General features: G+C 47.5%; 10 protein-coding genes. 3 read left to right on the forward strand and 7 right to left on the reverse strand.

Annotation, left to right across the window (positions count from 1 at the left end; all coding sequences use genetic code 11):
* The first annotated feature begins 16 nt into the window (after nt 1–16).
* A complete protein-coding gene (locus tag GV030_RS18450) occupies nt 17–916 on the forward strand; it encodes an aminotransferase class IV (protein WP_159584837.1) in 900 nt (299 codons plus the stop codon).
* Here GV030_RS18450 and GV030_RS18455 read toward each other — a convergent pair whose 3' ends face one another.
* The 5 genes from GV030_RS18455 to GV030_RS18475 all read right to left on the reverse strand — a co-directional run bounded on the left by GV030_RS18455 (nt 917) and on the right by GV030_RS18475 (nt 7,518).
* Nucleotides 917–2,002: a DUF4249 family protein gene (locus tag GV030_RS18455; RefSeq protein WP_159584838.1), complete on the reverse strand. Its 1,086-nt coding sequence runs from the start codon at nt 2,000–2,002 to the stop codon at nt 917–919. It lies immediately after the preceding gene.
* A gap of 2 nt (nt 2,003–2,004) precedes the next feature.
* Complete coding sequence (locus GV030_RS18460; protein WP_159584839.1) at nt 2,005–3,060, reverse strand: DUF4249 family protein; 1,056 nt, start codon at nt 3,058–3,060, stop codon at nt 2,005–2,007.
* A gap of 23 nt (nt 3,061–3,083) precedes the next feature.
* Entirely contained in the window at nt 3,084–5,420 is a 2,337-nt protein-coding gene (locus GV030_RS18465) for a TonB-dependent receptor (protein ID WP_159584840.1), read from the reverse strand.
* Between the two features lie 87 nt (nt 5,421–5,507).
* Entirely contained in the window at nt 5,508–6,950 is a 1,443-nt protein-coding gene (locus tag GV030_RS18470) for an alpha-amylase (RefSeq protein ID WP_255465545.1), read from the reverse strand.
* 85 nt (nt 6,951–7,035) lie between these two features.
* Complete coding sequence (locus GV030_RS18475; protein WP_159584841.1) at nt 7,036–7,518, reverse strand: hypothetical protein; 483 nt, start codon at nt 7,516–7,518, stop codon at nt 7,036–7,038.
* Between the two features lie 199 nt (nt 7,519–7,717).
* On the opposite strand from GV030_RS18475, the gene GV030_RS18480 reads away from it, so the two are divergent.
* Complete coding sequence (locus GV030_RS18480) at nt 7,718–9,238, forward strand: AraC family transcriptional regulator (RefSeq protein ID WP_159584842.1); 1,521 nt, start codon at nt 7,718–7,720, stop codon at nt 9,236–9,238.
* 42 nt (nt 9,239–9,280) lie between these two features.
* Entirely contained in the window at nt 9,281–9,979 is a 699-nt protein-coding gene (locus GV030_RS18485; RefSeq protein WP_159584843.1) for a 16S rRNA (uracil(1498)-N(3))-methyltransferase, read from the forward strand.
* A 3-nt stretch (nt 9,980–9,982) separates the two neighbouring features.
* Here GV030_RS18485 and GV030_RS18490 read toward each other — a convergent pair whose 3' ends face one another.
* Both GV030_RS18490 and GV030_RS18495 read right to left on the reverse strand, forming a co-directional pair.
* Nucleotides 9,983–10,444: a hypothetical protein gene (locus GV030_RS18490; protein WP_159584844.1), complete on the reverse strand. Its 462-nt coding sequence runs from the start codon at nt 10,442–10,444 to the stop codon at nt 9,983–9,985.
* A gap of 2 nt (nt 10,445–10,446) precedes the next feature.
* Nucleotides 10,447–12,684: a Tex family protein gene (locus GV030_RS18495; RefSeq protein ID WP_159584845.1), complete on the reverse strand. Its 2,238-nt coding sequence runs from the start codon at nt 12,682–12,684 to the stop codon at nt 10,447–10,449.
* Nucleotides 12,685–12,711: the final 27 nt, after the last annotated feature.

The following is a 12,711-nucleotide window of genomic DNA, read 5'->3' on the forward strand; positions in this document are numbered from 1 at the left end:
CAATTTAACAAAACGAATGCTACAAAAATATAATCCCAAAAACGAAGACATCAAGATCTGGGTGGATGATCGCCTGATGGATCGCTCAGAAGCCAAAGTTTCCGTATTTGACTCCTCTGTACAGGGCGGAGACGCCATCTGGGAAGGTCTGCGGGTATATAAGGAAGGTGTCTTTTGCCTGGATCATCACCTGCGCAGGATGCGCGAATCAGCCAAAGCACTGGCTTTTGAAAGTGTCCCTTCAGACCCAACCATCAAATCGGCCATCAAAGCTACCCTGCAGGCCAATGGAATGACAGAAGACACCCACATTAGGCTCACCCTTACGCGAGGTGAAAAAGTCACCTCAGGAATGGATCCTCGTCTGAATCAAAAAGGGCCGTGTCTGATTGTGCTGGCGGAGTGGAAACCGCTTGTTTACGACAATGAAAAGGGTATAAAAGTGATCACCAGCACTCAGCGCAGAAACAACCCGCAATACCTGGATAGCAAGATTCACCATGCCAATCTGCTCAATAACATTCTGGCCAAGGTGCAGGCCAACTTTGCGAACGTGGATGCGGCCATCATGCTGGATCATCAGGGATTTGTGGCAGAGCTGAATGACACCAACCTTTTCATGGCCAAGGAGGGCGTGCTGTATACCCCCTATGCCGATGCCTGCCTGCATGGAATCACGCGTGGATTGGTAATGGATCTGGCTCGGAAACTTGACCTTCCGGTTTTTGAAAAAAACCTGTCGCTGGTAGAGTTTTACAATGCCGATGAGGTCTTTGCCACCGGAACCATGGGAGAGCTCACCCCGATTCATGAAATCGATGGACGAAAGATCGAAAACAAGTCGGGACAACTCCTCAGAGGGCGGCTTCAAAAGGCTTTTGCGGAATTGATCCCCACTCTGTGCGAGAAGTTGTGATTAGTTCGTATCCACCCAATAATCGGGTCTTTCTAAGGAAGCATTGGGCAAGAGCGTGCAGTTCTTACATATATTAGGATAATCATACTCAAAGGTGCCGCTGAGATAGGCACAGTCGTCCGAGACCTGGGTGTTGAGGAAATTGGGAAATACTGCTATGCGGGTGGTATCCATCAGCACAGCCTGAAAAAAGCCCTGAACATTTTCGTCTTCCTGATCGGGAATCACATTGCCGTAAGCCACTCCGGGTGGAGTATCGAAGAGAGAGCCTGAGTTTTCCGTCAGAGCCTCTATGCTCCGCATGTATTGAAAATTTCGCTCTGACATGGAGTACTGATACAGCGTGAAGATGTGCTTGATCTGAAAGGATTTGTCGATGGCCCTGGTGATGATCGCTGGCACCTCAAATTCGCTTTTGGTATACCCCACATTGGTAAACAGGTTGAGGTCTTCCGCACCAATAGGCCGGATGATGTAGCACGGAGGTGGTGTATTGTTGAACGGATCCGGAAAATCCGTTTGGAAAAAGGCATAGGTTTCTTCACCCAGCCAGGTGAGAAAAATGGGCTCATCTTGCTGCTGAAAGCGGGTGGTCAGGTGGCATTTCACCGCAGGCACCGACACATCCAACCCTAAAGTGGAGGTAGTGATCAGTTCCGTCTCCTCCCAGCTGATTTCGTCCTGGCCCTGGTAGAAAGGCATCCGATCCGGCTCGGTTTCATATCTCCTGCCATCTGCCAGTACCACCTCTATGTGGTAAGATCGACCGGGATATCCCTTCACTATATTGGCCGGGCATCGGTAATTCACTTTGGATTTATTATCCTGAATGAAGGTTTGGGCCACAAAATCCTCTCTATTCCCTCCCTCATCCACGAGGGTCACCTGCGCATTGAATACATCCGTGGGTGCTTCACCGGTGAAGGAAGTCTGCTGAATCTTCACATGATAGGGCCCCGGTCCCTGATTGATATATCCCGAAATGACAATCTGCCGGGCCACATCCTTGTCCTCATCCAGAAGGTATAGCGTTTCACAAGCCGAAACCAGAACCAGACAGACAATCAAGTGAGTGAAATATTTCATTTTCAATACACTTTGGTCCAGTACTCGGGTCGCTCATATGTACTCCCGGGATAGTTGAGGCAATTGAGACAATGGGCATCATACTCACTAAAAGGCTTGCCTATAGTGTACTCACAATCGTCAATGATGAAGCTTATCAGTTCATTGGGAAAAACGGCCATTCGGGTAGTATCCACCACGGAAGCATGAAAATATCCCTGCACCAGGGCATCGCCCTCTACAGGATAAATATTACCAACAGCCCTGCCCGGAGGCGAATCAAACAATGACCCGTTGTTCTCCACCAGTACTTTCACACTTTGCAGGTAACTATAGTACCCCTTGGAGATTCCATATTGATAGACCGTGAAGATGTGTTTGGTCAGAAATGAGTCGTCAATGTCCCTGATCCAAAATCCTTCGAAAGTATAGGAAGGTGCCTTATTTTGGAGGTTGCTGAAAAGATTGATTTTCTCAGACCCAAAATACCGGGTAACATAGCAGGGTGGCGGTATGGACCCAAATGGATCCGGAAAATCCGTGGGGATAATGGAAAAACTTTCGGCACCCACCCAGTTGAAATACAGAGGCTCACTGGTCTGAGGGATGCTGGTGGTCATGTCAATACTCACCACCGGCACCTTAAAATCCAGTCCTGTACTGGCCGTGCGCACATCGAGGGTTTCCTTCCAGTTCAGAGAATCAGATGCCTGTAGTGCTGGCATGGTTTCAGGAACAGACCGAAAAACGTGACCAGTAGATAATTTCACTTCGATATGATAACTACCTCCCGGCTCCCCATGGACGGTGTTTCCCGGGCACCTGTAGACACCGTCACCCACCTCTTCAAATTCCTCTGAAGTCCCGGATTCATCATACAAGATGACACATGCTGCCAGCACATTGGCAGGCAGCGAACCTGTCGCACTGGCCTGGCTTACTTTCACAAAATAGGGCCCACTGGACTGATCGATATACCCGGTGATAATAATGGGCCTTTCAATATCCTTATCCTCTTCAAAATCATAGGGTTCTTCACATCCCCACAGGATCAATACCCCCATCAGCCAGCGACTCATTAACTTCATAAAACGGGTAATCCTCATTTGAAACTGACGGTATAGGTAATAGATGGAAATGCCTGACCGAGTACAGTCAGTTTATAGCTGAACGGGATAATGGCCGTGCTGGTCGGCTTTCTGTAGTAAATAGAATAAGCATTGGCCCGGCCAAAGAGGTTGTATACTGAAAAGTTCAGCTGATCCTCCCATTTTTTGAAAACCGAATTAAATCCCAAACCAACATCAAAACGGACATAATCCGGAATCCTGTATTTGTTTCTGGAACTATAGAGTGGCACCACGGCATTGTTGAAGTAATAACTGGATTCCACGCCTGTGAAAGGACGACCACTGTTATAAACCATGTTCACAGAGAAAAAAGCCTTGTCGCCTCCCAGGTCACGTTTGGCCACCACGGAGAGGTTATGCCGCTGGTCATAGTTGGACGGGTACCACTTTCCGTCGTTGATTCGCTCTGTCTCAGAAGGTCCATTGACCAGGTTTTCAGATTTGGAAAGCGTGTAAGCCAACCAACCGGTCCACTTTCCCTTTTGCTTTTCGAAGAGAAACTCCAGTCCATAAGACCTGCCTTGCCCTTGCAGCAATTCTGTTTCGAGGTGATTGTTGAGCAGGAGATCAGCAAAGTCGCGGTAATCGTAAATGTTACTGATATCTCTGTAAAATACGTCCACGGAGTTTTGCCACCTCCGACGGTCATTGGTGAAGCTCATGCCCAGGCTGTAATTAGACGACTGCTGGGGTTCTATATGAAAGGTGCTGACCTGCCACAAATCTATCGGTGTGGCAGAGGTGGTATTGGAAATCAGGTGAAGGTACTGATACACCCGGTTATAACTGGCTTTCAGCGAGATGTTGGGGGTCATCAGAAAGTTAAGCCCCACCCTGGGCTCCAGATTGGCATAGTTCACATCTCCCGCTGACACATGCGCCGTGTCTACGATATTAGTCAGTGATTTTGGTTGACCTAATTCGTAGAGCAAAAATTCATTTCGAGCCAGCATAACATAGTAGTTGTACCTGAGCCCACCAGAAAGCGTCAGCTTCCCAAGGGCCCACTCATCGTCTACATATATGCTGCCCAGCACCCCCCTATCCTTTTCTACATGGGCAGGTACCACACCAGATCGGCCTCCTGCCAGACGCTCCTCCGGTTTCTGATGATAGTCTTTGATTTCCAATCCCATGTTGATCTGATGGTTGGTAAAGCCCTCATAGAGAAAATTATCCTTCAGTGAGGTGCTGGCGATTCCATTCTGGATCTCATAGTCCTCTGCCACATCATACTGCCGGTTGTGATAGTCCACATGATTGATCTTCAGTTCATGGAGAAACACATCCGAAATTACATTTTGCATGGTCAGGCTACCCATTACATGGCCCCAGTTGAATTCAAAATCGTCGCTAAAGCGAAAACGGTCAAAGCTTCTGTAGAACGATAGATTTACTTTATTCCGATCATTAATTCGGTAGCCCAAAATCAGGTTCTGATCATCGAAAACGGCCTTACTGCGCTTCACATCATAATCTTTCATTTGGCCGATCACCCAGTTGGGGTAAGCAAACCTGGCCGCGGCCAGCACAGAAAGCTTGTTTTGAATGATCGGGGTTTCGAAAGACAGCTTGCTGGTGACGGGGCCTACCGTCACAGATCCCTCCATTTGCTCATAGCTGCCTTCGCGCGTATTCACATCCAGCACCGACGATAGTCGTCCACCAAAAGTAGCTGGCATATGACCCTTGTACAGGGTGAAATCCTTGATGACATCAGAGTTGAAAATGGAGAAGAATCCCAGCAAATGTGAGGAGTTGAACACCTCTGATCCATCCAGGGTGATAAGGTTTTGATCCACCTTTCCGCCACGTACATTGAACCCCGTGGAACCTTCCCCGGCATTGGACACCCCCGGCAATAAGAGTATGGAGTTCACAATATCAAGCTCGCCCATTAGCAGGGGCACGTCCTCAACGTCTTTGATGGTGAGGCGCTCCACTCCGGGGATGGATTTGATCCGATAATCCTCTGCCCTTGCGGTTTTCACTACTTCCTGTAGCTGGGTGAAGGTGCTCTCCATCCGCACGGTCAGGTCAATGTGACGATTGAGGTAAATGGTGTTTCTGTATTCCTTGTACCCCAGATACTGCACGATCAGTGTATAATTTCTCTTGGGGGCAAAGAGTTTGAACTTCCCGTTCAGGTCTGTAGAAGTACCCAACCCGAGCTCTTCCAACAGCACCCCCGCTCCGATAATTTCCTCTCCCCTCTCATCTACTACCGTTCCCGAAAGGTTGAAATCCTGACCAGTAACTGCCAGCTGGCCGATGAGCATGAGCCCGGCGATTAATAAAAAATGCCTCATAGCCTTGAATATAGCTCAGAAACGCAAAAAAGCCACCCCAAACGGGTGGCCTTTTTGAAGAAGTATTAATACAAACGATTGTATATTCTAAATATTTGGAGACCACACACTGTAGCTCTTCGGAGGACACTGAATCTCTACCCAGCCACCACTCTGTGTGGTAGGGTACCAGCCGGAGTGACCTGTGAAATCTTTGATCTGGGTATTGTTCCAGTTGGTAGGTACCCAACGAGTCAGCCAGCTATTGGAATTATTGATGTAAACGATCAAACCTGGGTTGCCACCATAGCCATTTCTACGGGCCACATACTCATCAGTATCGGTGTAGAGAATGCTGGTATTACCTGTGGCTTTATTGTTGTGAATCCAGATCAGGTTGTTCAGCTTGTTTTTGTCCAACCAGGTTTCATAATCCTGATAGAAAATACAGGGGTACCCTTCATGGGTAAGGATGTAGGCATAGGCCAGCATCTTGTTGTAGATTTCGTCCGTATCATGATTGGTCACAAAGGTCACCGCTTTGTAAGCATTTCGCTTCCACATCATGTCATCGTTCAGCTTATTCAGGTTGTTACCATCAAAAGCATCATTCATTTTGTAGTAAGCGGCGAAATCGAATACCGAACTATTCGCATTATTTGCCCACCAGTTGAGGTAGTTTACATCCGAATCCCACAGCTCTCCTACTGAGAATCCGCCAACTGCATTGTTCCAAGAATTGACTACCCAGGGCTCAAATCCCTTCACATAGTCAAATCTCCAACCATCAAATTTCATGGTGTTTTTGTAGTACTTAGCCACAGCATCTGAGCGGCCCCATAGCCAATCCTGCACATAAGGCACATCATGACACAGATCAGGGAAGCCACCAAAACTGCCGCCATCATTGCTATGCACCCAGTTGGGATGGAAATCATGCTGAGTTCTCTTGAACTTACCAGAAGCCACTCCATTGAAGTTGGTCCAGGTGTTTCCCCCGGTGTACTGGTTAGCTTCAGACTGTCCTCCACTGTTGTGGTTGATAACAATATCAGCATATACTTCCATGCTCTGACCGTGTGCTGCAGTGATCAATGCCTGAAGCTCTGTTTTTGAACCAAACCGTGTTTCAACAGTACCGTTCTGGTTGTAATTTCCAAAATCGTAGTAGTCTGTAGGATCATAGCCCATCGAGTAAGGACCATTCTGTGCCTTAGAGACAGGCGGCAGCCAGATAGCTTTGATCCCAGCATTGGCCCAGGCAGTAGTCTTGTTCTTCACGGTGTTCCACCATGTACCACCGGCTGGCACATCCCAGTAGAAACCCTGCATCATCACACCTCCGCCGGGTCCGCCTACATACTTGGCGTTGGACTGAGGCTCTACTCCGGTAGAAAACGGACGGCCATCATGGGTGGTCACATCCACCACATTGATTTCATTTTGGGCATCGAGCAGTGCGTTTTCCGCACCGTCATCCTCTTCACAGGACATCAAAAAACCACCTGCCAAAACGGCAAGCAGCAGACTTAAATGTTTGGTTTTCATCATTCTAAAGGTAGTTTTCATAAGTTGGAAATGGATTAGTAGTTTTTGAATTAGGTTGTTATTAAATCTGGTTTACGTTCAAGTAACATTAGTCATAGGAAGCCAGGGCTGTCCGTGACTCAATGGGGTTCATTTCATTATCAAAAGCAAGCTCGAGCTCTCCATATTCCTTGGCCTTCACCACTAGCGTGTATCGCATGATTTCATTCGAGAGGTCTTTGGTGCTTTTAAACTCCACCACCCTGAATTTGCCAAATCTGTCCTCGACATAGTAACTCATCATAAGGGGTAAATCACCCTCATGTATGGTGGATTCAAACAGTGGTCTTCCACTCTTGTTGTAAATGGTCTCACGCCGTATCTTATCTTCGGCATAGGTGGCCATGTATCTGTTGGCTCCCTCCATCTCTATTTGCTGCCAGCCCACTGCGAGACTTCCTTGATGATCAGCATAGTGCCTGGCCACAATATGAGGGGGCACCTCATCCTCAGAAAGTGCCACTCCCTGGGAGAACACTATGATTCCGGAACAGGTAAAGAACAGGGTGAAAAAAATACTTTTGAAGCTCATAGGTAATTGGTTGGTGGATGGGACTTACGTCCCTATATTTCGCTTAATGTGAAAACCAATCTCCTTTAATAAAACGATCCGTTCGCTTCATTTTATAAATTGACACTTTTAAAATAAAGGTTCGTTGTTTTTGAAAAATCAATAGATTGTAGTTTCGAAAATCTTATATTATTGCGAAATCATAATTTCCTTGTCAGCGGTGAACAGAAAGGTAATTTTATGGGGGTTGCTCTGCTGTGTGTGGAGCCTTACTGGTTTTGGTGCGGATGAAGCTCCAAAGTACCACACCACTTTTATTGTTGACGCAGTACCAGCCAACACGCCACATGATGCTTCTATCTACCTGGTCACCGATATAGATGGTTGGGTCACCGATAAGGCAGAGCGAAAATTTCAAAGATCCCCTGATGGCACACTTGTCCTGCACCTGCTCCACAGCAGTGATACGCTCCAATATAAAATCACCAGAGGCACATGGAGTTCTGTAGAGGCTCGCAAAAACGGACGTGCAAGACCAAACAGATTACTGATCAGCACGGCACCTGAGCAAACGGTACACATGACTGTAGAGTCGTGGGAGGACATCTCATCTCACTCCTACACCATCTACATGTATTTTCTCATCATTGCAGCTATTCAGGGCCTGCTGCTGGTAGTGGCGATCAATACCATACGCAACCAAAACAAAACAGCCAATTCAATATTGAGTGTCCTGCTGGTTCTCATCACCATTTCGGTACTGGGCAGGGCCTCCACTTTTGATCCTGATGTATTCAATTGGGAGCCAAAATTGCTCTTTGTTCCGGAGCTGATCCTATTTACCTATGGACCCATCTTCTATCTGTACATTCACAAGCTGCTGGTCATAGAAGTCAAATGGTCCCGAATTTGGCCCCAGTTCATTCCGTTTCTCGTGCAGTTTGCCCTTTACCTGCCTTACCTGGCGCTGGAGCGGCAGACTTTTATCTACAAAGTACTGGACAAAGAGCTCTTCCCCTATTTCGCCATCACCGGTGTACTGGCCCTGCTTTTCAATAGTGCCTACTGGATCATCTGTAAGCGAATCCTCGCGGGTTACAGTACACAGGAGCACCTCAACGAGAAACAAAAAAAATACCTGCGATTTCTGGACTATGTCTTAAACATCAAAGCCATCTATCTCGGCCTGTGGCTCATCGTGGTGGTGATCTACATTTCGGGGCGGATTTTGAACACGGATCTCCTTTACATCTCCGAAAACCTCATAGACGTACTCTGGCTGCTCTTTTCACTCATCATCTTTGCACTGGCTTACTATGCCGTGAAGCATCCGGAAGTGCTCCGGGAGAAAAAGAAATATCAGGATCAAAAAATCAATCAGGATGAGATCTCCAGCATCAAAAACAAACTGATCAAACTACTGGAAACCGATCAGATCTATCTAAAACCGGAACTCACCCTGGAAAGTATGGCCCATATGATCCCTACCGCCTCACATACGCTCTCCCGGGTGATCAATGAGCAATTTGACCAGCACTTTACCGAACTGATCAATACTTACCGGGTAGATGAATTTATCCGAAAAGTAGAAGCTTCAGGTGACTCGGCGTCCTTTTTGGAGATTGCCTTCAGCGTGGGGTTCAATTCCAAGCCCACATTCAACAGGGCCTTTAAGAAAATCAAAGGATGCACCCCGCGCCAATATTTCAAAGAAGTCCATTCATCTGACGATCGGCATTAAGTACTTAGGATTTCCTAATTTAGCCATTCCAAAAACAGTTTGATGCTCTATTTCTTTCAGCCCAAAACATCAGAAGGGGTATTCCATCTCACAGATGATGAGTACCAGCATTGTGTAAAAGTGCTCCGCAAAAAAGCAGGAGATGAAATAGGCATCTTCGATGGCAAGGGAATGGCTTATCATGCAGTGATTACATCCATTACAGGAAAGCTCTGTGAATTTGAAATCACCCAAAAAACGCAACTGGAGCCGCGCCCCTTTTACAATCACATCGCCATTGCTCCTACTAAGAATACTGACCGGATAGAATGGTTTGTGGAGAAAGCGTGCGAGCTGGGTGTAGACGAGATCAGTTTTGTCCTTACTGACAACTGCGAAAGGAATAAGATGCGGACTGAACGCCTGGAAAAAAAAGCCGTGAGTGCTCTCAAACAATCCAAAAGTGGATTTCTGACGAGGATCAATCCCATGGTCAAACTGAAGGATTTCCTAAAAGCCGATCACAACGGACTAAAATTCATCGCAGTGGTCGAGCCGGATTTGCCTTATCTCTCCAACGAACTAAAATCCAGTCAGGAGGTCATCACCCTAATCGGGCCTGAGGGTGACTTTTCGAAAGTGGAAGTAACAGAAGCGTTGAGTCAGGGATTTCGAAAAGTAAGTCTCGGAAAGAGTACGCTTCGCACAGAAACTGCCGGCCTCATGGCCGCCCATATGGTGAATGTGGTGAATGAATATTAAAAACTAGCGCGCCACCCACTGATAGGTGGATTTTACACCACCAATGTAACGGTCGAATTTTAGTCTGAGGGAGGTTACTTCTTTCACGATGACATAATTCACTTCTCCGTTCTCAAAAAGGAGCGAGTCTGTGAACACATTCGTATTCGAGGCAGATGAGCCCGCTTCTGAAGCAGTCATTTCACCATAATATAAAGTATCCGGCACCTCACAGGTAGTGATCTGATATACGTCGATGGCTGTAGTCCCCTGGTAAACATGTAGCTCCACCGCATTGGCACAGCCTTCAATGCTCTGAGTCTGACCATCTACCTCTAAACCAGCAAGCTCCCAAACCTTGTCTTCTCCTCCGGATATCAGACGCTCCACCTGGTAGCCATATAAGCCGGGTGGATAATAGGTCTCATCTTCGCAACCCATCAGGGCTACGAAAAATGTCATCCAAAGGAGTAGCGATCTTTTCATATTTATTTACCGAATTTACCCTTGAGCATGGCCAGTTTGGCTTGCAAGTCTCCTTCCGGTTCTTTTTCTTCTCTCTTTTTACGGTCCTGCTTGGGAGCCGACTTACCATAAGGGTCCGACTTCATGGAAAGTGAAATCCGCTTTCTGGGTACATCTACCTCCAACACCGTCACCATCACCTTTTGCTGCAGTTTCACCGCCTTGGTAGGATCAGACACAAAGCTATCCGAAAGATGACTCACATGTACCAGACCATCCTGGTGCACCCCTACATCCACAAACGCCCCAAATTTGGTGATATTGGTAATGATACCTGGAAGCTTCATACCCACAGACAAATCTTTGATTTCATGCACATGGTCTGCAAATGCGAAAGTCTCGAACTGCTCACGAGGATCACGCCCCGGCTTGGCCAGCTCCGCCAGAATATCCTTCAAGGTAGGCAAACCAAGATCGTCAGATACATACTTTTTCAAATCGATCCTGCTCCTCAGGTTTTGATCTTTTACAAGATCCTCCACCGTACAGCCCAGGTCCTTGGCCATGGTGTACACCGTATTGTAGCGTTCCGGATGCACGGCACTTTCATCCAGTATGTTTTTAGCCCCCTTGATCCTTAGGAAACCTGCCGCCTGTTCAAATGCTTTATCTCCAAGTCGGGGAATGCTTTTCAGATCCTCCCGACTTTTGAATGCCCCATTTTCGTTTCTGTGCTTGACAATGTTTTCAGCCAGCTGTGGCCCCAAACCAGATACATAAGTCAAAAGCTGCTTGCTCGCCGTATTGAGCTCTACCCCCACGCCATTCACACAACTCATTACAGTATCATCCAAAGAATGCTTCAGGGCATTCTGATCTACATCGTGCTGATACTGTCCTACACCGATGGATTTGGCATCTATCTTCACCAGCTCCGCCAATGGATCCATCATTCGGCGGCCGATACTCACCGCTCCACGTACGGTAAGGTCATAATCTTTGAACTCTTCACGAGCCACCTCCGAAGCGGAGTAAATAGAGGCTCCACTTTCGTTGACCATGGCCACGATGATACTGGCGGGTAAGCCTATGCCCTTCACAAACTGCTCTGTCTCCCGACTGGCAGTTCCATTGCCTATGGCGATGGCTTCTATGCTATGCTTCTGACACAGGGCACCGATAATGGCCGCAGAAGTATGAATGTCTTTTTGGGGCTCATTGGGATAAATAGCCGTATGTTCCAAAAGCTTCCCCTGACGATCCAAACACACCACTTTACACCCCGTCCTGAAGCCCGGGTCTAATGCCAATACTGCTTTTTGTCCCAGTGGAGCGGCCATTAGGAGCTGCTTGATGTTATCTACAAATACCGAAATAGCCTCGGTATCGGCAGCTTTCTTGCTTTCCATCCGTGCCTCGGTCTCTATACTCGGCTTGATGAGTCTTTTGTATGAATCTTTGAGGGCTGTAGCTACATGTTCAGCCGCGGCATTGGAGCCCTGCACAAACTGTCGGCTTAACCGATCAATGGCTGACTCTTCAGGCACAAATGTGTCCATAATCAGGATTCCCTCCCGCTCACCACGACGGATGGCCAGTAGTCTGTGAGATGGGATGGTCTTCAATGACTCCTCCCATTCGAAGTAATCTTTGTACTTCTGGCCTTCTACCTCTTTTCCCTTGAGTACCCTGGAGCTAATCATCCCCTCGGCCTTAAACAGGTCTCTGATCTTCTGTCTGGCCTCCGCATCCTCACTGATCCACTCAGCCATAATATCCCTGGCACCCTGTAGCGCGGCATTCACATCTTCCACACCTTTCTCCTCACTGATGTATTGCTCCGCTTCCTGCTCAGGTGATACATTTCCCTGTTGCCACAATACTTTGGCCAGGGGCTCCAGTCCCTTTTCTTTGGCTACGGAAGCTTTGGTCTTTCGCTTGGGTTTGTAAGGAAGATAAAGGTCTTCCAGGGCAGCCATCGTTTCAGCAGCTTCTATTTTCTTCTTTAGTTCGGGAGTCAACTTTTCCTGCTCTTCTATGGACTTAAGAATCGCCTCCCTGCGTTTATCCAAATCCCTTAGCTGGGCCAGTCGATCCCTTACCGCCGCCACTTCTACTTCATCCATGGTACCTGTGAGTTCCTTCCGGTATCGGGAAATAAAAGGCACAGTGGCACCCCCATCCAATAGGGTGGTGGTGGCTTCTACAAAGCGGGGTTGTAATGAGAGTTCCTGGGCTATCTTAGCAGCGTAATTGATCATGTTGTTGTTTTATAATTGATGTTTTCA

Origin of the sequence: Marinoscillum sp. 108 (assembly GCF_902506655.1) — a bacterium.
GTDB lineage: Bacteria > Bacteroidota > Bacteroidia > Cytophagales > Cyclobacteriaceae > Marinoscillum > Marinoscillum luteum.